The sequence below is a fragment of the Geodermatophilus sabuli genome, from assembly GCF_900215145.1.
Taxonomy (GTDB): domain Bacteria; phylum Actinomycetota; class Actinomycetes; order Mycobacteriales; family Geodermatophilaceae; genus Geodermatophilus; species Geodermatophilus sabuli.
In genome coordinates this window covers 77,606-100,228 of the sequence record NZ_OBDO01000014.1, presented here as the reverse complement: position 1 = coordinate 100,228, position 22,623 = coordinate 77,606, and the positions used below count along the sequence as shown (strand labels likewise).

Genomic DNA, 22,623 nt, shown 5'->3' with positions numbered 1-22,623 from the left:
GTCGACGACGCCGGCGCCGCGATCCACGCCGCCCAGCAGGCCCTCGGTCATGCCCGGCGGCTGGTGCGCACCGCCCGCACCGCCGACGCCGCCGATGAGGCCGCCTGGGCGGCCAGCCCGGCCGGGCGGGTGGCCGCCGCTCCCGACGCGCTGGCCGCGCTGGCGGCCGCCGCCGACGCCCAGCGCGCCGAACTCGCCCGGCTGCTGGCCACGACCGGCGGTGGTGGGCTGGCCGACCGGCCCCGCCTCGCGCTCACAGACGCGCTCACCGGCGCCCTCGTGGCGCTCACCGACCTGCCCGGGCTGCGGCGCGCCGCGCACTGCGGCGCTCCCGCCTGCCGCCGCCGGCCCCAGACCTGCCCCCACGACCTGACCGGCCGCCCCGGCCTGAGCGCACCCGGGCCCACCGACGGCCACCGCCCCGGCGCCGCCCTGGACCGCTTCGTCCGCGCCCGCGACCGCCGCTGCCGCTTCCCCGGCTGCCGCCGCCGCATCCCCCGCGGCGGCGAACTGGACCACTCCCGGCCCTGGCCCGCCGGACCCACCAGCGCCACCAACCTCACCGGCTACTGCACCCCCGACCACCGCGGCAGACACCAGGCACCGGCCTGGCGACACACCCTCGCCCCCGACGGCACCCTCACCGTCACCACCCCCACCGGCCTGACCGCGACCACCACACCACCGCCCTACTGAGCCGCGACACGCCAGGCAGTGCTCGCCCTGAGCGGCCCACTACGGGACAGTTCCGAGGCGGCCAGAGCCCAACAAAGGCCTGACATGACGACGAGGTCTGCACGAGCGCCGCGTACCGGGTCGAGCGTCAGCCCGCACGCAGCGGCGTGGGGTGGTGCCTGTTCGCCGCGTAGTCGCCAGACAGACGCCCTCACCGACAACGCACGCGTGCCCGTGGCTCCACTCGCGGGGGGCGTACTGTGCCGTCCTTCGAGAGACCCGGCGAGGAGGTCGCCATGCCAGTCGTTCTCGTCCACGAAGGCCCAACTCTCACCCAGGAGCGGTACGAGGAGACCGTCCGCCGACTCACCGGTGGCCGAGGTCCTCTGGAGAAGCCGGCTGACTGGCCGGTCGAGGGCCTCCTCGTCCACACCGCGGGGCAAGGCCCCAACGGGTTCCGCGTCGTCGATGTCTGGGAGTCAGAGGAAGCCGCCCGGCGCTTCGGCGAGAAGCTCCTGCCCGTGCTGCAGGACGTCGGCATCACCGAGCAGCCAAACCTGTATCCCGCTCACACATTCGTCTCCGCCTGACGCCCGTCTCAGCGTGACGCCGTCGCCGCACCCTTCGCGCCAGGGGTGGTCCTCGAGCTCCGCGCGGGCCTGGCGTGCGCTGAGAGGCGGGTCACTTCTCGCAGTTCGCTCGACTTCTCGTGGCCGGCCGCCCCGAGGCCGGCCGCTCGATGAAGTGCCGTCGAGAGGGGCCACCTGGTACGCGTCGGCGCTCACGATGGCGACGAGAACACCGGCGTGGCTCGCGGATACCGGCCAGTCTGGGTCCGGCAGGACCGAGGCGGTTGGCGCTCACTGGCGTGTGTCCTTGAGCGGCCCACTAAGAGACACCTGCCGGGCGGCAGTCAGGCGAAGTCAACGACTGATCGCAGGCTCGCTCGGAAGGCCTGGATTGCCGGGTGTCCGGCGGCGCCGCGGCGCACCCCGGTGAACAGGCGTCTGGTGGGTCGTCCAGGCAAGTGGACCAGTTCGAGGTCGGCGTCACGGTCGGTCCAGAGCAGGTCCGGGAGCATGGCGATCGCGTGACCGGTCTCGACCAGGTGGACGTGGAGCAGGTAGTCCGGGCTGTCGAACCGGACGTCGGGTTCGAAGCCGACGCCGCGGCACAGCGCGCGCGCCCACCGGCCCGGTGGCGAGTCGGCCGGGTCGAGTACCCACGGTGCGTCGGCCAGGTCGCCGAGTGTGGTGCCCGCGTCGCTCCACCTGCCGCATTTGGGGAGGGCCAGCCGGATCTCATCGAGCAGCAGGTCCTCCTCGTCCACTCCTGACACCGCCACCCCGGGCTCTCCCGCGTACTCCTCGCCGAGGACGACGTCGAAGTCGTGGGTCAGCAGTCCGGCGAAGGCCTGTTCGGGCTGTCGCTGGGTCATCTCGACCCGCAGTCCGGGGTGCTGGTCGGCGAGACGGGTCAGCGCGGAGGGGATGAGGGTGAGCAGCACGCTCTGGAAGGAGGCGACGCGCAGGGTGCCCCCTACCTCGGTGAGCGACGCGGTCAGCTCTGCTTCGGCCAGTTCGAGCCGCTCGAGGACGGCATCGGTGTGCCGGACGAGGATGCGAGCTTGCTCGGTCAGTCGGACGCCGCGTCCGACCCGCTCCAGTAGTTGCACGCCGGTCTCGTTCTCCAGCTGGGATAGCTGCTGGGAGATCGCTGAGGGGCTGTAGGACAGCGCCCGGGCGACCTCGGCCAAAGTGCCGCGCCGCTGCAGTTCCCGGAGCAGGCGCAATCGGTGGACGTCGAGCATGCCGTCGCCCTTCCAATCAGTAAGCAGCGCTGACCGATGTAGTTCGGAATCATTCGCTGGACCAGAGGGTATGTGTCGTCGACGCTGAGCGTGTGCCCAATGTCGCCCCCATCTCGTCCTCGTGATCTCCCGCGACGCCGGCAACGGCCCGGCCGTCCTGATGGTGCTGGGCTCCTGCATCTCCTTGCAGGTGGGCGCCGCGAGTGCCGCGCAGCTGTTCCCCACGATGGGCAGCGCCGGGGTCACTCTGCTGCGGCTGCTCGTGGCCGCGGCCGTGTTGTTGATCGCAACTCGTCCGCACCTCCGCCGGTGGACCTGGCGGCAGTGGATGGCTGTGGTCGCGTTCGGGCTCTGTCTGGCCGGGATGAATGCCTCCTTCTACGCCGCCATCGCACGCATCCCCCTAGGCGCCGCCGTCACCATCGAGTTCCTCGGCCCGCTGGTGCTCGCCGCTGTGCTCTCCCGGCGGATGCGCGACCTGGGGTGGGTGCTGCTTGCCGCGGCCGGCGTCGTCCTGCTCGGACTGGCCGCTCACGCAGGTGCAGGTTCCGGCCTGGATCGGATTGGCGTTGCCTTCGCGCTGCTGGCCGGGGTGTTCTGGGCCGGATACATCCTCACCAGCGCCCGGGTAGGCGCCGCCGTACCCGGACAGGGCGGTCTTGCGGTCGCCCTCGCCGTGGGCTCCCTCGCCCTCGTTCCCGTCGGAGCCGCGGGTGCGGCGGCCGCGATCGGCCGGCCTGACCTGCTCCTGCTGGGGGCCGTCACCGGCCTGCTCGCCTCGGTGGTGCCCTACACGCTGGAGTTGTCCGCTCTGCGGCGGCTGACGCCCAGCGTCTTCGGCGTCCTGCTCAGCCTCGAGCCGGCCATCGCTGCGCTCGCAGGCTGGCTACTCCTGGATCAGCCGCTCGGGGCACGCGAGGCTGCGGCTGTGGCGCTGGTCGTGCTCGCCAGCATCGGCTCCACGACCTTCGCGCAGCGGCCGGCCGGCAGCGATCCACCGGCACCGCCAACCGACGTCGGTCAGGCTCCCCCAGCGGTGGAGAAGCAAGTGCCGCAGCTGTCGTGAGCAAGCGTCCCTGAAGCCGCCCTTGCGGTCAGCCGGGCCTGCTGTCTCAGAGCGGCCCACTTTGGGACACCCGGGGCTGTGCCTGTGCCGTAGCCCGCGCCTGTGCAGTAGGCCACCTCAGGAGCGGGGAGCCCGTCCCTTCCGGAGCGTCTCATGAAGCCCAGAGGTGGCCGACTCACCCGGGCCAGCCGCCGGCACGAGCAGCCACAGCAGCGGGTACACGAGGATGCCGGCGCCCATCACCGCTAGAGCGACGAACCCGACACGCCATAGCAAGGGATCTGTGTCGGTGTACTCGGCCAACCCGCCGCACACGCCGCCCAAGACCTTGTTGGTGGAGCTGCGGACGAGCCGACGGTGCGGAAATCCAGCTGCGGGTACAGGCGCTGCCGGCTGCCAGGACGGCTGATCCGGTCGAGGAGGCTCGCCGGGAGACGGGACGGCGGAGGCCGAGGGATCCGGGAACGGGCTCGCTGTCATGGCATGAAGCCTTTCTCGCGCCTGCGCCGGTGGACACGGAACAAGGTCCCCTTCAACCCTGGCCATCTGGCTGGGGCGGTCACCCCCTCACAGCGGGCACCCCCAGGGAGGCCCATCGCTCGCCAGCAGACGGCGGCTCGCAGAGGGCGGCCAGACGTGCGCCAACGTCTGGGGTGTCCCTGGGGTCGTCTCCAGGGTGAGCCGGCGGCGGTGTCCCCAAGCGGCCCATTCAGGGACACTTCGTTGCGCCGCCTGCCAACCCTTGACGATCGACGTTCGTTCGTCCAGGCTTACCGTTCGTGGACGCTTACCGACCTGATGTGGCGTGGACCGCGCTGGGGGACCCCTCGCGGCGCGCCATCGTCGAGTGCCTGGCCGAGCGGCCTCGAGCGGTCGGCGAGCTGGCCGACGCGCTGCCGATCAGCCGGCCGGCGGTGTCCCAGCACCTGAAGGTGCTCAGGGACGCAGGACTCGTCGCCGAGCGCGTCGCCGGCACCCGGCGGATCTATCGGCTCAATCCGGCTGGCGTCGCTGCGATGCGCGACCAGCTCGACACGTACTGGAACCGGGCGCTGGCCGGTTACCAGGACACCGTCGGGTCCCCCGACGACAGCGAGGAACAACACGTCGTCGACCCAGGACAGGAGAGGTCATGACCCAGGCAGCCACCGCCGCTGTGCGCAAGCAGATCGTCGTCGAGGCGCCCCAAGAGCGGGCGTTCACTGTGTTCACCCAGAACTTCGGGGACTTCAAGCCGCGTGAGCACAACATCATGCAGTCGCCGATCGCCATGACGGTGTTCGAGCCGCAGGTCGGCGGGCACATCGTCGACATCGCCGAGGACGGCAGCGAGTGCCGCTGGGCACGGGTGCTGGCCTACGAGCCGTACGAGCGGGTCGTGTTCAGCTGGGACATCGGCCCGGACTGGCAGATCGTGACCGACCCGGACAACGCCAGCGAGGTCGAGGTGCGGTTCATCGCTGAGAGCCCACGGCGCACCCGCGTCGAGCTGGAGCACCGCAACATCGACCGGCACGGCCCCGGCTGGGAGGCCGTCCGCGACGGCATCGCCACCGATCAGGGATGGCCGCTCTACCTGGACCGCTACGCCGCCCTGATCAACGAGGGAAGCTGACGTGCCCCCGATCCTCGCCACCGCCGAGGTGGACCGCCCGGCCGAGGAAGTCTTCGCCTATGCCACCGATCCCGCGCGCTTCCCCGAGTGGCAGGCGGGCGTGGTCAGCGGTCACATGGACGGCGAAGGGACCCGGGTGGGCGCGCGGTGCATTTCGGTCCGCCGCATCGGCGGTGCCGAACGGGCGTCCACGTCTGAACTGGTGCACGTCGACCCGCCGCGCACGTGGAGTGTGCGGGGCATCGACGGGCCAATCCGTGCCGCGGTCGACGTCACTGTCGAACCCATCAGCGCCAAGCGGTCCCGCGTGTCTATCGGGGTCGACTTCATCGGCCACGGCATCGGGAAGCTGCTCGTGCCGCTCGTAGTCCGTCGCGAGGCGCTCAAGGAGATGCCGGCCAACCTCGCCCGGCTCAAGGATCGCCTCGAGCAGCACACCAGCTGATTCGGCCACTAGCCGCTCGCTTGAGAGGCCGGTGCTCCGGATGTGGAGCTGGCATCGTCGACCTGCTCGCCCCGGCCGGCTGTGGGCCGGGACGGGTCGTGCTCGGTGAGCCACTTTCGATGCGCCTCGGTCCACACGCCCGCCGATATGTCCCTGAAGCCGCCCTCTGTCCCAGAGCGGCCCACTGTGGGTCACGTCGTTCGAGCTTGGGCGCGATCACGGCTCTGGCGCAGGCCACAGACCAAGCGAACTGGGCGTCGGTGACTCCGATGAGAGCAAGACCAGCGCGCTGCGATCCCTGGTCGGCTGCGCGGTGAAAAGGACTTGCGGGGCGTGGACTTGGTCAGACACAGCCAACAGCACACGCCGTCTACCCACGGTGATTCGCGCGGTCGCGGATGGGATCGCGAGTCCGTGCAGGGGCGTGGGACTCGGCGGTAGACGGCGGGGGTCGCTCCCAAGCCTGGGGCGCTAAAGCGAAAGGGCCGGTCTGCCGATCAGGAGACGTGGGACGACTTGAGGAGCGGTGGCGGCGTCGGCTTGAAGTCCATGGGCACACACGGGAGCCGAGACGCCAAGGTGAGAGTCGCACGGTCAGGTTTCAGGAGGCGGCCAGGCTGTGCCATCCGTCCGGAAAGGTGTGGGCGCTCATCCACCCGGCCGAATACGCACCCTTGCTTTCGCCCACCACGGCACGCGGCTTCAAGGTTCCGGGGACCCCGGACGGCGTCGGAGAACAGCAGTGCTTCATCGACCTGGACGGTAACGCCAGCATCATCGAGGTGACCCACTTCGACCTGGAACGCCGCGCGACGACGCGGGTCGTGTCACCTCCGCCCCCCGTGCCGACACGGACGGGGTTTGAGGTCCAACCCGTCGAGGCTGGCTGCATCGTCACGCTCACCTGTGAGGTCGACCTTCCGATAGGGCAGGTTCTTCGGCCCGACGGTGAGACGGAGTGGCGGCACGTCCGGCGGGTTCTGGACGATGAGGCAGGAAGCCAGTTGTTCCGCGAAGACCTGAGCATTCAGCCAAGTCATCGCGCTGACAGGTGGGCTCGGTAGGCGCCCTGTCCCTGAGCGGCCCACTCAGGGACACCGGGCCACTTGTGCTTGGCAAGGCGTACACCCGATGGAGCCAAGATCCGCTGCCCCGACAGGCAACTGTTCGCCATCACCACGGCAGTAAGAGCAGCGGCAGTTAGCGGCACGAGGGCCCTGACCAGTTCTCGGACGACACGGCGTCGTCTCTTGCTGCGCCGAGTTGTTCTCGGCAAGGAGCGTCCCGGTTCACAGTGGCCCAACGCGGGCATACAGAAGTGCGCCTGACCCCGTCCCCAACTTCCCCGAGCTCGTCCCCAGACCACCACATCGAGGGGTTCACCATGACCTTGCGGCGTAGTATTTCCATCATTTTCGCGGGCCTGGCGGTCTTCGCCGGCTCTGCAACTGTCAGCGCACAGCCGGCGTCAGCGTCAACTGGTCACACTGAGTGTCGCGAGGTAGGCGTTATGGAGTACGAGGGCGTCGACTACCCCGTCCTTGAGTGCGTATACAAAGGCGGAGGAGGTTCTCAGCCTGTTGATATCAACGCGGGTACGGAGGCCCTCGGGGGAGGACCGACGGAGCGCGAAGCCGGAGGTCGTGCGCCAAGGCCGCCGGAATGCGCATGGGGCGAAGAGCGGAAGGCAGACGGGAACTGTGCGCCGAAGCAGATCAGCGAACAGGACCAGATAAAATGCGAGGAGCGAGGCCGAAGAGCTAATGCTGTGTGCCTACTGCAAGCAGCCGCGGTTTGCGGCGTGCTGTCGGGGCCGGACGCTCTCGCGTGTATTGCGATAGTTCCAGCGGTAGGAGAGCCGCTGTGCGAGCAGCGGGAGAGAGTAGTTGCCGCAGAATGCAAGTATGGGCCAATGCCTCCGCTACTTTCTATTGTGGACCCGTGAGTCTCAGCGCACGCGAACTAACAGCTCCGCCTCCAGTTCGGTGACTTTGTGAGACTCTCGGGACGCGTCGGGATGCCAGGCCCGAAGGCAGCAGATCGTCCGGTTGCACTTCGGGGGATACCCGCGCGGCGGATCCCGCGAGCGGCCGGGCCAGGTCGACGGTCGACTGGGGTGTCTCTGAGGCCGCCTTCAGGGCGGGCGCTTCGGACGCGGGACCAGCGCGGCCGCAACGGGGCAGTGGGCTCCGGCGATCCGGCCGCACAGTCCTGCAGAGCGAGCGGTCAGCTGTCGAGGAGGCGGCGAGCGTGATCGGCGGCGGGTCCGGCCAGGCGAGCGGCCAGCTCGGCGAACAGGTCGGCGGCGCGAGCGCCGTTCCAGTCCCCCGGCAACAGCTCCAGCGGGAGCCCCGGGTCGGCGTAGGGCAGCCCGCGCCAGTCGGTGACCAGCCGGACGTGGTCGGCGAACGCCCCCGCCGGGTCGACCGGCTGGTCCGGCCGGGCGCGCTCCAGGGCTGGGGCGTGCCGGTCGAGGAAGCCCGCGTAGCGCTCGTGCAGCGCGTCGAGGTCCCACCAGCGGGCGACCGCCACCCGGGCCTGCTCCCGCGGCACCCGCGCCTGCGAGAACAGCTCCACGTAGCCGGCCAGCCCGCGCCGACGCAGCACCTCCCGGACGTCGTCGCCCAGGTGCCCGGGCGCGATCCAGACCCCCGGCGCCACGGTCCCGAAGCCGAGCCGGGTCAGCTCCGAGCGCAGCCGGTGGCGGTGCTCGCGCTCGGACTCCGGCACGGAGAAGACGACGAGCAGCCAGCCGTCGGACTCGCGGGCCCGGCGCCGGCCGAAGATCCGCGCGTCCCCCTCGGCGAGCACCTCCAGCGCCTCGCCGGTGAGCGCGTACCCGGCCACGTCCCCGTCGCGCCGGGCGTCCAGCAGCCCCCGACGCTTGAGCCGGGAGATCGACGAGCGGACGGCGGGTTCCTCGACACCCAGGTCGGCCATCAGGCGGACGACCGCGGCGACCGACAGCCAGCCCCCGCGGGCGCGGGCGTACAGGCCGTAGAGGCTGACGATCAGCTGGCGGGGCTGGAGGACCACCAGGCCCGCCGCCTCCTCGACGGCGGTCACGGGTCCACGATAACCGGCGCCGAACCGCGCATGTCGGCCCGTTGACTCCCGTCAGGACAGCGCCATACTGGCGGCAGGGTGCGGCCCGGCCGGACCCGGCGACCGCAGGGAGGTCCGTCCCGTGACGCTGAGCGCCCCGCCCCTGTCTCCCTCCACGCACGTCGACTCCTTCTGCCGCGACCACCTGCCCCCACCGGGGTCGTGGCCGGTCCTCGAGCTGGGGGACCTGTCCTACGGCGAGCGGCTGAACTGCGCGACCGAGCTGCTCGACGGCACGATCGCGCGGTACGGCACCGACCGGCCCTGCGTGCGGGCGCCCGGCGGCCCGGCCTGGACCTACGGACAGCTGCGGGAACGGGCCGGCCGGATCGCCGGCGTCCTCGCCGACGAGCTGGGCGTCGTCCCCGGGAACCGGGTGCTGCTGCGCGGCTTCAACAGCCCGCACCTCGTCGCCTGCTGGCTGGCGGTCCTCAAGGCGGGCGGGGTCGTGGTGACGACGATGCCGGCGCTGCGCGCCGGGGAACTGGCCACCGTCGCGCAGATGTGCCGGCCGACCGTCGCGCTGTGCGACAGCCGGCTCACCGACGACCTGACCGCCGCCGCCGTCCCGGGGATGACGGTGGTGACCTACGGGGACGGCGGCCCCGGGGACCTGCTCGCCCGGGCCGCGGCCCACCCGGCCGACTTCTCCGACGTCCTCACGGCCGCCGACGACGTGGCCCTGCTGGCGTTCACCTCGGGCACCACCGGCAAGCCCAAGGCGACGATGCACTTCCACCGGGACGTGCTCGCCATCGCCGACACCTTCTCCGCCCACGTGGTGCGGCCCGAGCCCGACGACGTCTTCGCCGGCAGCCCCCCGCTCGCCTTCACCTACGGTCTCGGCGGGCTGGTGGTCTTCCCGCTGCGGGCCGGCGCCAGCGTGCTGCTGCTCGAGCACCCCTCCCCCGACCTGCTCGCCGACGCCGTCGGTGAGCACGGGGTGACGGTGCTGTTCACCGCGCCCACGGCCTACAAGGCGATCGTGGCCGGGGGGAACGGGCGCCGGCTGGCGGGCCTGCGCCGCGCGGTCTCGGCCGGGGAGCCGCTGCCGGCCGCGGTGTGGCACGGCGTGCACGAGGCGAGCGGGGTGCGGGTCATCGACGGCATCGGCTCCACCGAGATGTTGCACGTCTTCATCTCCTCGGCCGACGACGACATCCGGCCCGGCTGCACCGGCCGCGCCGTCCCCGGCTACACCGCCGTCGTCCTGGACGACGGCGGCAACCCGGTGCCCGACGGCACCGAGGGCCACCTCGCCGTCCGGGGCCCCACCGGCTGCCGCTACCTGGACGGCGACCGGCAGGAGGGCTACGTCCGGCACGGCTGGAACCACACCGGCGACACCTACGTCCGCGACGCCGACGGCTACTTCACGTACCGGGCGCGCACCGACGACATGATCATCTCGGCCGGGTACAACATCGCCGGGCCGGAGGTGGAACAGGCGCTGCTGACCCACCCGGCCGTCGTCGAGTGCGCGGTCGTCGGCGCCCCGGACCCCGACCGCGGCACGATCGTCAAGGCGTTCGTGGTGCTCGACCCCCACCACGCCGGCCAGGTCTCCGGCGAGGAGCTGCAGGAGCACTGCCGGCAGCTGATCGCCCGGTACAAGTGCCCCCGCGCCGTCGAGTTCCGCACCGAGCTGCCCCGCACCAGCACGGGCAAGCTGCAGCGGTACCGGCTGCGGTGAGCGGCATGCGCATCGCGGTCACCGGCGGCGGGCCGGGCGGGCTGTACTTCTCGGCCCTCGTCAAGCAGCTCGATCCGGCGCACGAGGTCACCGTGTGGGAGCGCAACGCGCCCGACGACACCTTCGGCTTCGGCGTCGTCTTCTCCGACGAGACCCTCGGCGGCATCGAGCACGCGGACCCCGTCGTGTTCCGGGAGATGGAGCGGCACTTCGCCCGGTGGGACGACATCGACGTCCACCACCGCGGCCGGGTGACCACCTCCGGCGGGCACGGGTTCGCCGCGATGAGCCGCAAGGAGCTGCTGGGCATCCTGCAGCGGCGCTGCGCCGACCTCGGCGTGCCGGTGCACTTCCGCACCGAGGCCCCCGACCCCGAACAGCTGCGCGCCGGGCACGACCTCGTCGTCGCGTCCGACGGCGCCCGGTCGGCGGTCCGCACCCGCTACGCCGACGTCTTCCGGCCGACCTTCGACACCCGGCGCTGCCGGTACATGTGGCTGGGCACCGACCTGGTGTTCGAGGCGTTCGAGTTCTACGTGGAGGAGACGCCGTACGGCGTCATGCAGATCCACGGCTACCCCTACGACCGCACCGGCAGCACGTTCATCGTGGAGATGCACGAGGACGTGTGGCAGCGCGCGTTCGCCGACGTCGCCGCACTGGACCTCCCGCCCGGCGAGAGCGACACCAAGTCGATCGCGCTGGTCGAGCACCTGTTCGCACGTGTGCTCGGCGGCCACCGGGTGTTCGCCAACAACTCCAAGTGGCTGAACTTCCTGTCGCTGCGCAACGAGACCTGGCGGCACGGGAACCTGGTGCTGCTCGGGGACGCCGCGCACACCGCGCACTTCTCGATCGGTTCGGGCACCAAGCTGGCGATGGAGGACGCGCTCGCGCTGGCCGCCTGCCTGCACGAGCAGCCCGACGTCGACGCCGCGCTCACCGCCTACGAGGCCGAGCGCCGGCCGGTGGTGCTCTCCACCCAGCGCGCCGCGCAGGCCAGCCTGGAGTGGTTCGAGGACATCGGCCGCTACGTGCACCAGGACCCCGAGCAGTTCGCCTTCAACATCATCACCCGCAGCCGGCGGGTCACCCACGACAACCTGCGGCTGCGCGACCCGGAGTTCGTCGCCGGCGTCGACGCCTGGTTCGCCCGCACGCAGCCGGTCCCGGTCGAGCCGCGGCCGCCGATGTTCCACGCGTTCCGGCTCGGCTCCCTGGAGCTGGCCAACCGCATCGTCGTCTCGGCGATGGACATGTACTCCGCCGTCGACGGCCTGCCCACCGACTTCCACCTCGTGCATCTGGGCAGCAAGGCGCTCGGCGGGGCCGGTCTGGTGATGACCGAGATGGTCTGCGTCTCCCCCGAGGGCCGGATCACCCCGGGCTGCACCGGCTTCTACACACCGGAGCAGGAGGCGGCGTGGTCGCGGGTCGTCGACTTCGTGCACTCGGCGACCGACGCGCGGATCGGCGTCCAGCTGGGGCACTCCGGTCGCAAGGGCTCCACGAAGCTCATGTGGGAGGGCATCGACGAGCCGCTACCGGAGGGCAACTGGGAGGTGGTCGGCCCGTCGGCCGTCCCCTACTCGCCGGCCAACGCCGTGCCGCGGGAGCTGACCGACGCCGACCTCGCCACCATCCGCGAGCAGTTCGTCGCCAGCGCCCGCGCCGCGGCCCGCGCCGGCTTCGACGTCCTGGAGCTGCACTGCGCGCACGGCTACCTGCTGTCGTCGTTCATCTCCCCGCTGGCCAACCACCGCACCGACCGCTACGGGGGCCCGCTGGCCAACCGGCTGCGCTACCCGCTGGAGGTGTTCGACGCCGTGCGCGCCGCGTGGCCGGCCGAGCGTCCGATGACGGTGCGCATCTCGGCCACCGACTGGTGCGAGGGCGGCACCGACGTCGAGGACGCCGTCGCCGTCGCACGGGCCTTCGCCGAGCACGGCGCCGACGGCATCGACGTCTCCACCGGCCAGGTCGTCAAGGAGGAGCGGCCGGCCTTCGGCCGCAGCTACCAGACGCCCTACGCCGACCGGATCCGCAACGAGGTCGGCCGCGAGTACGGGGTGGCGGTGATCGCGGTCGGGGCGATCTCCAGCTGGGACGACGTCAACTCGATCCTGCTGGCCGGCCGCGCGGACCTCTGCGCGCTGGGCCGGCCGCACCTGTACGACCCGCAGTGGACGCTGCACGCCGCCGCCGAGCAGGGCTACGCCGGCCCGGGTGCCCGGTGGCCGGCACCGTTCCGCGCGGGCAGCCGGCGGCCGCAGACCGGGCGCAGCGACGGGCCGCGGCCGCGGCTGGAGCTGATCCGTGAGGGGACGACGGGCACCCGGCACGCCCGCTGGCGCCCCTCGGCGTGAGGCGGTGCCGGCCGCCGTGCCCCCGCCGCCGCAGGGAACGGCCGTCGTCGCGACGGATCGGCCGGGATGACAGCCCGGCGCGACAGCCGACACGATGGGGCCCCGGTCACCGGCGACCGGGGACGGACCGAGGGGAGCGGCCATGACCGACCGACCAGGGATCCCGGCGCGCGAGCTGTCCGACGAGGAGCTGGAACGCCAGGGCGTGCACGCCCACGCGATGCGGCACTGGGTCTTCCTGCACGGGACGGCCGAGCAGTTCCGCACCCACACCGAGCGCATGCTCGAACTGGAGCAGGAGTACCTGCGCCGACACCCGCAGCGCACGTGGCAGGGCTCCGGTGGGGACACGGCGGCACCGTCCCGCGACGACCGCATCCGCGACCTCGTGCAGACCTTCTCCCGGGCGATCACCGCGCTGCTGGACGAGGAGCCCTCGGCGGCCGCGCCGTCCCGCGACCGGACCGACCCGGAGCAGGCGCAGGCGGCGCTGCTGCGCCGGTTCGCCGATGCGCCGGGTGGCCGGATGCACAAGCTGGAGGCCCACCAGATCGCCCGGCAGCTGGCGCCCGACAGCCACCTGGTGGCCCGGCTCTACCGCCAGGACCCCCCGCTGCTCCAGGCCGAGCGGGACATGCGGGTGCTCACCGACGCCGGCCGGGAGTGGCTGGACCGCCACCCCGTCCCCGCGTGAGGGAGGACCCCCTGCCCCACCACTCGCAGGCTCGCGGCGGGACCCTGCAGGAGGGCCGCGAGCCCGGCCCCGTCCTCAGCGGTCGGCGGTGAGCTGCACCCAGGCCTGCTGCGCGCGCGGCGCCCACGTGGCGTGCCGCTCCCGGAAGACCTCCGCCGCGCGACTGCCGCTCCAGCGGGGCGGCAGCAGCTCGCGGGGCAGCCCGGGGTCCAGCAGCGGGAAGCGGCGCCACTCCTGCACGAGCCGGACCTGGGCGACCAGCGCCTGGCGGTCGGTGCGCGGGCGCCGCCGGCCGACCAGCTCGAGGAAGTCCTCGTAGCCGCGCTCGATGCCGTCGAGGTCCCAGGCGGTGCGGGCCAGCGAGCGCTCGTTCCCGACGACCCCGGCCGTGGCGACGAACGACCAGCTGCCGGCGAGCAGCCCCAGCTCGTCGAGCACCCGGCGCGCCTCCTGCTCGCGGTCCACCCGCGGGGTGACCCACGTGCCGGCGTCCAGCGAGCCGAGCCCGGCCCAGCCCAGCTGGGTGCGCAGCCGCTGGCGCACCGCCCGGTTGTTCTCCGGGACGCCGACCGACAGCACCAGCCAGCGGCCGTCCCACGCGCGGTCGTCGGCGGCGAAGCCGTAGATGCGCTCGGTGCCCTCCCGCAGCAGCCGGGTGCCGGCGGCCGTCAGCGACCAGCGGGTCTCCCGCCCGATCCGGCTGGCCTCGATCCACCCGCTGTCGGCGGTCCGCATGATGGCCTGGCGGGCCGCCTTCTCCGCGACGTCGAGGTCGGCGAGCAGCTCCAGGAGACTCGCGGTCCACACCGGCCGGCCGCTGGGCAGCACGAACTCCCCCAGCACCGTGAGCAGCAGGCTGCGTGCGCTGGCCGCCCCCAGCTCCTGACGACGGGTGACGAACGGTCCGTCCACGACCTCCACGCCCCTCATCGTGACACCCCGTGCCGCCCTGACCCGCGTTGCGCGCCGACGGCGACACCGCAGGTCACGGAACGACACCATCTCCGCCGGAGCGCTGGTGTGACCCTTGACACAGGTTCATCGTGCGCTACATGGTCTCGGAGCATCAGACGTGCGGGTGTAGCACGTCGTGACCCCCGGAGTGTGCCCGTGCTGCATCACCTGTCCGGTCGACGACTGCTCGGCGGCCTCGGCGCCGGTGTCCTCACCCTGGCCATGACCGCGTGCGGAGGCGGCAGCCTCGGCGGGGAGGAGGAGGGCGGTGGAGCCGGTGGCGGCGAGGGCGGTGGCACCGTCCGCGTCGGCCTGGTCATCCCGCAGGCCGGGGTCTACACCCCGCTGGGCGAGGACATGCAGCAGGGCTGGGACCTGTGGCTGGAGCAGAACGGCGGGGAGATGGGCGGCTTCACCGTCGAGACGGTGACCGCCGACGAGGGCGAGGGCCCCGACACCGGCGTCCCGGCCGTGCAGCGGCTGCTCACCGAGGGCGACGTCGACGCGATGGTCGGCATCGTCAACTCCGCCACCGCCCTCGGCGTCGCCGAGCAGGTGACGGAGGCCCAGGTGCCGCTGATCGTGGCCAACGCCGGCGCGGAGGCCATCACGAAGGACGCCGCGAGCCCCTACGTGTGGCGCTCGTCGTTCACCAACGCCCAGATCGCCGCAGCCATGGGCGAGCACCTCGCCGCGGAGGGCATCGGCCCGGTGTACGTGATGGCCCCGGACTACGCGGCCGGCCAGGAGGTCGTCGCCGGGTTCACCGCGGCGTACACCGCCGGCGGCGGCACGATCGCCGGCCAGGCGCTGACGCCGTTCGGCACCACCCAGGACTTCCAGCCGTTCCTCTCCGGCATCCAGGGCTCCGGCGCCGCCGCCACGTTCGTCTTCTACGCCGGTGGTGAGGCGGTCAGCTTCGTCCAGCAGTACGCGGACTTCGGCCTCAAGGACACCACCCCGCTGTACGGCTCCGGCTTCCTCACCGAGGGCAGCGTGCTCGACGCGCAGGGCGCGGCGGCGGTCGGCGTCCGGACGACGCTGCACTACTCGACCGAGATCGACAACGCGGCCAACACGGAGTTCGTACAGGCCTACCAGGAGGCCTACGGCGAGCTGCCGACGACCTACGCCGTGCAGGCCTACGACGCCGCCAACGTCCTGGCCCGCGCGCTGGAGGAGGCCGGCGGCACCGGCGGCGAGGCGCTCAGCGAGGCCCTCGGCGGCCTCGGCGAGATCGACGACAGCCCCCGCGGCCCGTGGAGCTTCACGAACCAGACCCCGGAGCAGGCGGTCTACCTGCGTGAGGTGGCCGACGAGAACGGCACCCTCGTGAACTCCGTCGTCGAGGACCTCGGCGTCTTCCCCCAGCCCTGACCCCGCCCGGCGCCGGGCCGCGAGGACCACCCCGCGGCCCGGCGCCTGCGAGAGGAGCAGTTCCCATGCTCGGCTGGTTCGACGCGAACCTCGTCAGCATCCTCAACGGCTTCGCGATCGGTGCGCTGCTGTTCGTCCTGGCCGTGGGGCTGTCCATCGTCTTCGGGATGATGGACGTGCTGAACCTGGCCCACGGCGCGTTCTTCCTCGTCGGCTCCTACCTGGCGGTCAGTTTCGTCGCCGGCGACTCCTGGGGCGGGTTCCTCACCGCGCTCGGCGTCGCCGCCGTCGTGGGCCTCCTGGCCGGCGCCGTCCTGTCGGGGATGACCGAGCCGCTGGCCCGGCGGCCGATCCTGGACCAGGCGCTGCTCACCCTGGGCATCTCGCTGGTCGTGGCCGAGGTGCTGTCGATCGTCTACGGCAACGACGTCCGCTCGGTCTCCCCGCCGCCCGGCCTCGACGGCAGCGTGGACGTCGCGGGCAGCGCCTACCCCACCTACCGGCTGATGCTCATCGGCGTCGGGCTGGTCCTGGCGCTGGTCGTCTGGCTGGTCGTGGAGCGGACCTCGGTGGGTGCACTGGTCCGGGCCAGCGTCGCCGACCGGGAGATGGTCTCGGCGATGGGCATCGACAACCGCAAGGTGAAGGTCGCCGTCCTGGGCATCGGCTCGATGCTGGCCACCGTGGCCGGCGTGCTCGCCGCCCCGGTGTACGGCGCGCGGCCGGGCCTGGACGAGACGATCCTGCTGCTGGCCCTGGTGGTCGTCGTCATCGGCGGCCTGGGGTCCATCCGCGGCGCGCTGATCGGAGCGCTGGTGATCGGCCAGGTCGAGTCGCTGGGCCGCGCGCTGCTGCCCGACCTCGCCTCGTTCATCCTCTTCGGCACCCTCGCCCTGGTGCTCATCGTCCGACCCCGTGGACTCTTCGCCGGGAAGGTGGCCCACTCATGAGTGTGGAGAGCCCTCCCGTCGTGAGCACCGCGGACGGCGCCCCGGACACGACCGCCACGCCGTGGCGCCGCAACCGGCGGCTCACCGTCGTGCTGGGCCTGGTCCTGCTGGCGGTGCTGGCCGTCGTCCCCCTGTTCGTCGACCCGTTCGGCACGAACACCGTCTCCCGGATGCTCGTCTTCGCGTTGTTCGCGATGAGCCTGGACCTGCTGGTCGGCCTGACCGGGCTGCCCTCGCTGGGGCACGCCGCCTGGTTCGGCATCGGCGCCTACACCGCGGGGCTGGTCGCGATCCACTGGAGCGCCGAGGGCCTGGTCACCGTGCTGGCCGCGGCGGTCGCCGGCGCGGTCGCGGCGGCGGCCACGGGGTGGCTGGCGGTGCGCAGCGGCGGGGTCTTCTTCCTGATGCTCACCCTCGCCATCGGCGAGCTGGTGCACCAGCTCGCGCAGTCGCTGTCGTCGGTCACCGGCGGCTCCAACGGGCTGTTCGGCATCCCCTCGATCCGGATCGCCGGCACCCCGTTGACGCTGGCCGGCTACGTGTACTGGTTCGTCCTCGCGGTCGTGCTGCTCGGAGCCCTCGCCCTGTGGCTGGTCGCCTCGTCGCCCTTCGGTGGCGTCCTGCGTGGCATCCGCGACAACGAGGCCCGCATGCGCTCACTCGGGTACTCGCCGTTCCGCTACAAGTACGCCGCCTTCGCCATCGCCGGCGGGTTCGCCGGCCTGGCCGGCGGGTTGTTCGCCGGCCTGGTGCGGATCGTGAACCCGAGCGACACCGGCTTCACCACCAGCGCGCTCCTGCTGCTGGCGGTCGTCCTCGGCGGCGCGGGCACGTTGTGGGGGCCGGCGCTCGGGGCCGCGCTCGTCGTCCTCGTCCGCGACACCTTCGGGCCGACGCTCGACGGGCACGGCCCGCTGCTGCTCGGCCTGGTGTTCATCGCCGCGGTGTACGTGCTGCCCCGCGGGTTCGCGGGTCTCGCGGGGCTCCGGCGCCGGCGCACGCCGAGGAGCCCGGCATGACCGCACCGCTGCTGTCCCTGTCCGGGGTGAGCCGCTCCTTCGGCGCCCTGACGGCCGTGGACGACGTCACCCTCGACGTCCCTCCCGGCGCCCGGCACGCCCTCATCGGCCCCAACGGCGCGGGCAAGAGCACCCTGTTCAAGCTGGTCACCGGGTCGATGCGGGTCTCCGCAGGCACCGTCGCCCTCGCCGGGGACGACGTCACGCGGCTGCCGGAGCCCCAGCGCGCGCGGCGCGGCATCAGCCAGACGCTGCAGCACTCGAGCCTGTTCCTCGGCCAGACGGTGGAGCAGAACGTGCTGCTCGCCGCCCAGCGGCAGTACCGGAGCCGGCACTCGCTGGTCCCCCGCCGGCAGGCCGCCGCCCGGGCACGGGCGCGGGAACTGCTCACCGACGTCGGGCTCGCCGCGCGCGCGGGCACCCCCGTCGCCGCGCTCTCCCACGGCGAGCGCCGTCAGCTGGAGGTGGCGGTCGCGCTGGCCTGCGAGCCGCGGCTGCTGCTGCTCGACGAGCCCGCCGCCGGGATGTCGCCGGCGGAGAGCGCCCGGCTGGTGGCGCTGCTCCAGGCGCTGCCGGAGTCGGTGACGGTGGTGATCGTCGAGCACGACCTCGACGTCGTCTTCGCCCTCGCCACCTCGGTGACGGTGCTGCACCTGGGCCGGGTGCTGCTGACCGGCTCCCCCGACGAGGTGCGGGCCAGCGCGGCGGTGCAGGAGGCCTACCTCGGCACCGGGCGCGGCGCCCTGTTCCTGGACGGCACCGGTCCGGCACACCTGGAGGTGAGCTGAGTGCTCGAGGTCCGCGGGCTGCGGTCCGGTTACAAGCGCAGCACCGTCCTGCAGGGGGTGGACCTCGACGTCCCCGACGGCCGCGTGGTCGGCTTGCTGGGCCGCAACGGCGTCGGCAAGACCACGCTGATCCACACCCTCATGGGCCTGGTGACGCCGTCGGCGGGGTCGGTCCACCTCGACGGCGCCGACCTCACCGGCCGACGTCCCGACGTCGTGGCGCGGGCCGGGGTCGCCCTGGTGCCGCAGGGCCGGCGGGTGTGGGCGCCGCTGACCGTCACCGAGCACCTCGCCCTCGCCGCCCGCCGCGGCCGGGGGCGCGGCCCGTGGGACGTCCCGCGGGTGATCGCGCTGCTGCCCCGGCTTGGCGAACGCCTCCGGCACACCGCCGGGCAGCTCTCCGGCGGGGAGCAGCAGATGCTGGCCATCGCGCGGGCCCTGCTCACCAACCCCCGGCTGGTGCTCATGGACGAACCCTCCGACGGGCTGGCCCCCGCCGTCGTCGACCTGATCGGCGAGGCGGTCGCCGGCATGAAGGCCGAAGGCGTGACCCTGGTGGTCGTCGAGCAGGACCTCCACCTGGCGTTCGCCGTCGCCGACGAGATCGCCGTCATGGACAAGGGCCGGGTGGTGCACCGCTCCCCCACGCTGGAGTTCCGCAGTGACAGCTCGGTCGCCGCCGCGCTGCTCGGCGTGGCCTGACCCTAGCGCTACATCCGTCCGCCCACTTGCGTGCCATCGTGTAGCACGTCAGGATGAGTGGTGGGCGTCACACGCGCGGCGCCGGCAACTCCCTGGAGGTCCCGTGACAACCCTCGAAGACCGCTCGGCCGCGACGGAGGGCCCCGGCCCGGTCGCCGAGCCGGCCGCGACTCCCGAGGTCTCCTTCGACACGTCCCCGGAGGCCTACCGGCACTGGACGCTGTCGGTCGACGGCGAGGTCGCCACGCTGACCCTCGACGTCGCCGAGGACGGCGGCATCGTCCCCGGCTACGAGCTGAAGATGAACAGCTACGACCTCGGCGTCGACATCGAGCTGCACGACGCGGTCCAGCGGATCCGCTTCGAGCACCCCGAGGTCAAGGCGGTGGTCGTCACCAGCGCCAAGGAGCGGATGTTCTGCGCGGGCGCCAACATCAAGATGCTGGCCGCCTCCCCGCACAGCTGGAAGGTGAACTTCTGCAAGTTCACCAACGAGACCCGCAACGGCTTCGAGGACGCCAGCGCCCACTCCGGCCTGCCCTTCCTCGCCGCGGTGAACGGCACCGCGGCCGGCGGCGGCTACGAGCTCGCGCTGGCCTGCGACCAGATCGTGCTGGTCGACGACAACTCCTCCGCCGTCTCGCTGCCCGAGGTCCCGCTGCTGGGCGTCCTCCCGGGCACCGGCGGGCTGACCCGCGTGGTCGACAAGCGCGGCGTCCGCCGCGACCTCGCCGACGTCTTCTCCACCACCGCCGAAGGCATCCGCGGCGAACGCGCGGTGCAGTGGCGCCTGGTCGACGCCAGCGTCAAGGCCCGCGACTTCCCCCAGGAGGTCGCCCGCCGGGCCGCCGAGCTCGCGGCCCGCTCGACCCGGCCCGGCGCCGGCGCAGGCGGCGTCGCGCTGACCCCGCTGCGTCGCGAGACCGACGGCGACACCACCCGCTACGAGCACGTGCGCGTGGTCCTCGACCGGAACTCTGGCACCGCGACGATCACCGTGCTCGGCCCGGCCGCCGTCCCCGGCACCGTCGAGGAGTTGCAGGAACAGGGGGACGCCGCCTGGCTGCTGGCCGCCACCCGAGAGCTCGACGACGCCGTCCTGCGGCTGCGCACCAACGAGCTGGCGATCGGCACCTGGCTGCTGCGGACGGAGGGGGACGTCGCCACCACCGCCGCCTACGACGAGTTCCTCCTGGCCAACCGCGGACACTGGCTGGTCAACGAGACGATCGGCTTCTACCGCCGGACGGTGAAGCGGCTGGACACCACCAGCCGCAGCCTCTTCGCGCTCATCGAGCCGGGCAGCTGCTTCGTCGGCGCCCTGGCCGAGATCGCCTTCGCCGCCGACCGGCAGTTCATGCTCGAGGGCATCTGGGAGGACGCGGCCGAGGAGGGCCGTGAGGCCCTGCCGCCCGCGGTGATCCGGCTGGACGAGTTCAACACCGGCCTGCTGCCGATGAGCAACGACCTCACCCGGCTGCAGGTCCGCTTCCTCGGCAGCGCCGCGGAACTGGCCGCCGCCGAGGCCGCCGTGGGCCGCGACCTGCTCGCCGCCGACGCCGCCGAGCTGGGCCTGGTCACCAGCACCCCGGACGACATCGACTGGGAGGACGAGATCCGCCTGGTCGTCGAGGAGCGGGCCAGCTTCTCCCCCGACGCCCTCACCGGCATGGAGGCCAACCTCCGCTTCGCCGGCCGCGAGACGCCGGAGACGAAGGTGTTCGGCCGGCTCACCGCCTGGCAGAACTGGATCTTCCAGCGGCCCAACGCCGCTGGGCCGGAAGGAGCGCTGCGCCGGTACGGCACCGGCAAGCGGGCCGACTACGACAGGAAGCGGGTCTGAGCATGACCACCACCGAGAGCACGCCGCAGAGCGGCACGGTCACCGGTGACGCCCCCCGGCCCACCGGTCCGCTGTCGAAGATCGACTACAGCGAGCGCATCCCGAACAACGTCAACCTGGCCGGCGACCGCAAGCTGCAGCGGGCCCTGGAGAGCTGGCAGCCGAAGTTCCTCGACTGGTGGAAGAACCTGGGCCCCTCCATCCCCACCCACGACGTCTACCTGCGCACCGCCATCGCGGTCGGCCGGGACGGCTGGGCGCACTTCGACCGGGTGCCGATGGAGGAGTACCGCTGGGGCATCTTCCTCGCCGAGCGCGACCCCGACCGCACGGTGGCCTTCGGCCACCACAAGGGCGAGCCGGCCTGGCAGGAGGTGCCCGGCGAGTACCGCTCGGACCTGCGCCGCCTGATCGTCATCCAGGGCGACACCGAGCCGGCGTCGGTGGAGCAGCAGCGGCACCTGGGCATGACGGCGCCGTCCCTGTACGACATGCGCAACCTCTTCCAGGTCAACGTGGAGGAGGGCCGCCACCTGTGGGCGATGGTCTACCTGCTGCAGGCCTACTTCGGGAAGGACGGCCGTGAGGAGGCCGAGGAGCTGCTCAAGCGCAACTCCGGCGACTACGACTCCCCGCGCATCCTCGGCGCGTTCAACGAGGAGACGACCGACTGGCTGTCGTTCTTCATGTTCACCTACTTCACCGACCGGGACGGCAAGTACCAGCTCGGCACGCTGAAGGAGAGCGGTTTCGACCCGCTCGCGCGCACCTGCGAGTTCATGCTCAAGGAGGAGGCGCACCACATGTTCGTCGGGACGACGGGCGTGCAGCGCACCGTCCAGCGGACCGCGCAGCTGATGAAGGAGCACGGCACCGACGACATCTGGGAGTACGGCGGGATCCCGCTGTCGGTGATCCAGAAGTACCTGAACTTCCAGTACTCGGTGTCGATGGACCTCTTCGGCTCGGAGGTGTCCTCCAACGCGGCGTCCTACTACACCGCCGGCCTCAAGGGCCGCTGGATGGAGACCCGCCGCAAGGACGACCACCTGCTCACCGACTACACGATGGAGGTGCCCGGCATCGAGAGCGGGCGCATGACCACCCGGACCGTCCCGATGCTCAACGCGCTCAACCTCGACCTGCGCAACGAGTACTCCGCCGACTGCGAGAACGGCGTCAAGCGCTGGAACCAGGAACTGGAGGAGGCGGGCCTGGAGCAGCGGCTGTTCCTCCCCCACCAGGGGTTCAACCGCAAGGTCGGTGCCTTCGCCGGGCACCACGTCACGCCCACCGGCGAGATCGTCGACGAGGCCACCTGGGAGCGGTCGGTCGGCGAGTACCTGCCGACCGCGGAGGACCGGGCGCGGGTCGCCGAGCTGATGGTGCCGCACCACGAGCCGGGCGAGTTCGCCGGCTGGATCTCCCCGCCGTCGGTCGGCATCAACTCGCTGCCGGTCGAGTACGACTACGTCCGATTCTGAGCAGCCCGAGCGGAGTCGCTGGAGCACGTCACCGCCC

The 22,623-nt window shown here is 72.2% G+C and carries 20 protein-coding genes; 16 read left to right on the top strand and 4 right to left on the bottom strand.

The window, feature by feature from the left end:
- Both CRP39_RS27090 and CRP39_RS24625 read left to right on the top strand, forming a co-directional pair.
- On the top strand, positions 1 to 696 hold a 696-nt coding region (locus CRP39_RS27090), incomplete at its 5' end, for an HNH endonuclease signature motif containing protein (RefSeq protein ID WP_172442629.1).
- 275 nt (positions 697 to 971) lie between these two features.
- Complete coding sequence (locus CRP39_RS24625; protein ID WP_097209030.1) at positions 972 to 1,265, top strand: hypothetical protein; 294 nt, start codon at positions 972 to 974, stop codon at positions 1,263 to 1,265.
- A gap of 323 nt (positions 1,266 to 1,588) precedes the next feature.
- Here CRP39_RS24625 and CRP39_RS24620 read toward each other — a convergent pair whose 3' ends face one another.
- A complete protein-coding gene (locus CRP39_RS24620) occupies positions 1,589 to 2,485 on the bottom strand; it encodes a LysR family transcriptional regulator (RefSeq protein WP_097209029.1) in 897 nt (298 codons plus the stop codon).
- Between the two features lie 160 nt (positions 2,486 to 2,645).
- Here CRP39_RS24620 and CRP39_RS24615 point away from each other — a divergent pair, with 160 nt between their 5' ends.
- Positions 2,646 to 3,551 carry an EamA family transporter gene (locus CRP39_RS24615; RefSeq protein WP_097209043.1) on the top strand — a complete coding sequence of 302 codons (906 nt, stop codon included), beginning with the start codon at positions 2,646 to 2,648 and terminating at the stop codon, positions 3,549 to 3,551.
- A 117-nt stretch (positions 3,552 to 3,668) separates the two neighbouring features.
- Here the strand turns inward: CRP39_RS24615 and CRP39_RS24610 are convergent, their stop codons facing one another.
- Positions 3,669 to 4,031 (bottom strand): PspC domain-containing protein, encoded by a 363-nt coding sequence (locus CRP39_RS24610; RefSeq protein ID WP_097209028.1) that lies wholly within the window; start codon positions 4,029 to 4,031, stop codon positions 3,669 to 3,671.
- A 299-nt stretch (positions 4,032 to 4,330) separates the two neighbouring features.
- Between CRP39_RS24610 and CRP39_RS24605 the strand changes: the two genes are divergently transcribed.
- From CRP39_RS24605 to CRP39_RS24595, 3 genes are read left to right on the top strand one after another with little or no spacing between them, the layout of a single operon-like run.
- Complete coding sequence (locus tag CRP39_RS24605; RefSeq protein WP_216359907.1) at positions 4,331 to 4,687, top strand: ArsR/SmtB family transcription factor; 357 nt, start codon at positions 4,331 to 4,333, stop codon at positions 4,685 to 4,687.
- Complete coding sequence (locus CRP39_RS24600) at positions 4,684 to 5,166, top strand: SRPBCC family protein (protein ID WP_097209027.1); 483 nt, start codon at positions 4,684 to 4,686, stop codon at positions 5,164 to 5,166. Before CRP39_RS24605 ends, CRP39_RS24600 begins: the two co-directional genes overlap by 4 nt.
- 1 nt (position 5,167) lies before the next feature.
- The gene (locus CRP39_RS24595; protein WP_097209026.1) at positions 5,168 to 5,611 is read left to right on the top strand and encodes an SRPBCC family protein; all 444 of its coding nucleotides are present in this window, start codon (positions 5,168 to 5,170) and stop codon (positions 5,609 to 5,611) included.
- A gap of 2,226 nt (positions 5,612 to 7,837) precedes the next feature.
- Here CRP39_RS24595 and CRP39_RS24585 read toward each other — a convergent pair.
- On the bottom strand, positions 7,838 to 8,677 hold the full coding sequence (locus tag CRP39_RS24585) for a PaaX family transcriptional regulator (RefSeq protein ID WP_097209024.1): 840 nt from the start codon (positions 8,675 to 8,677) through the stop codon (positions 7,838 to 7,840).
- A gap of 121 nt (positions 8,678 to 8,798) precedes the next feature.
- Here CRP39_RS24585 and CRP39_RS24580 point away from each other — a divergent pair, with 121 nt between their 5' ends.
- The 3 genes from CRP39_RS24580 to CRP39_RS27305 all read left to right on the top strand — a co-directional run bounded on the left by CRP39_RS24580 (position 8,799) and on the right by CRP39_RS27305 (position 13,469).
- Positions 8,799 to 10,409 (top strand): AMP-binding protein, encoded by a 1,611-nt coding sequence (locus CRP39_RS24580; RefSeq protein WP_097209023.1) that lies wholly within the window; start codon positions 8,799 to 8,801, stop codon positions 10,407 to 10,409.
- Between the two features lie 5 nt (positions 10,410 to 10,414).
- Positions 10,415 to 12,775 (top strand): bifunctional salicylyl-CoA 5-hydroxylase/oxidoreductase, encoded by a 2,361-nt coding sequence (locus tag CRP39_RS24575; protein ID WP_097209022.1) that lies wholly within the window; start codon positions 10,415 to 10,417, stop codon positions 12,773 to 12,775.
- 142 nt (positions 12,776 to 12,917) lie between these two features.
- Entirely contained in the window at positions 12,918 to 13,469 is a 552-nt protein-coding gene (locus tag CRP39_RS27305) for a DUF6158 family protein (protein ID WP_183358926.1), read from the top strand.
- 75 nt (positions 13,470 to 13,544) lie between these two features.
- Here the strand turns inward: CRP39_RS27305 and CRP39_RS24565 are convergent, their stop codons facing one another.
- Complete coding sequence (locus CRP39_RS24565; protein WP_097209021.1) at positions 13,545 to 14,390, bottom strand: PaaX family transcriptional regulator; 846 nt, start codon at positions 14,388 to 14,390, stop codon at positions 13,545 to 13,547.
- 189 nt (positions 14,391 to 14,579) lie between these two features.
- On the opposite strand from CRP39_RS24565, the gene CRP39_RS24560 reads away from it, so the two are divergent.
- From CRP39_RS24560 to boxB, 7 genes are all read left to right on the top strand, one after another.
- Positions 14,580 to 15,800, top strand: coding sequence for an ABC transporter substrate-binding protein (locus CRP39_RS24560; protein WP_097209020.1), 1,221 nt, complete (start codon positions 14,580 to 14,582; stop codon positions 15,798 to 15,800).
- A 65-nt stretch (positions 15,801 to 15,865) separates the two neighbouring features.
- On the top strand, positions 15,866 to 16,750 hold the full coding sequence (locus CRP39_RS24555; RefSeq protein ID WP_097209019.1) for a branched-chain amino acid ABC transporter permease: 885 nt from the start codon (positions 15,866 to 15,868) through the stop codon (positions 16,748 to 16,750).
- Between the two features lie 20 nt (positions 16,751 to 16,770).
- Positions 16,771 to 17,769: a branched-chain amino acid ABC transporter permease gene (locus CRP39_RS24550; RefSeq protein ID WP_172442627.1), complete on the top strand. Its 999-nt coding sequence runs from the start codon at positions 16,771 to 16,773 to the stop codon at positions 17,767 to 17,769.
- Positions 17,766 to 18,557 (top strand): ABC transporter ATP-binding protein, encoded by a 792-nt coding sequence (locus tag CRP39_RS24545; RefSeq protein ID WP_097209017.1) that lies wholly within the window; start codon positions 17,766 to 17,768, stop codon positions 18,555 to 18,557. The genes CRP39_RS24550 and CRP39_RS24545 overlap by 4 nt, the downstream gene beginning before the upstream one ends.
- Positions 18,558 to 19,259: an ABC transporter ATP-binding protein gene (locus tag CRP39_RS24540; protein ID WP_097209016.1), complete on the top strand. Its 702-nt coding sequence runs from the start codon at positions 18,558 to 18,560 to the stop codon at positions 19,257 to 19,259.
- Positions 19,260 to 19,362: 103 nt separating this feature from the next.
- Positions 19,363 to 21,102, top strand: a complete 1,740-nt coding sequence (gene boxC / locus CRP39_RS24535) for a 2,3-epoxybenzoyl-CoA dihydrolase (protein WP_097209015.1) — start codon at positions 19,363 to 19,365, stop codon at positions 21,100 to 21,102.
- A 2-nt stretch (positions 21,103 to 21,104) separates the two neighbouring features.
- On the top strand, positions 21,105 to 22,586 hold the full coding sequence (gene boxB, locus CRP39_RS24530) for a benzoyl-CoA 2,3-epoxidase subunit BoxB (protein ID WP_216359906.1): 1,482 nt from the start codon (positions 21,105 to 21,107) through the stop codon (positions 22,584 to 22,586).
- The last annotated feature ends 37 nt before the right edge of the window (positions 22,587 to 22,623 follow it).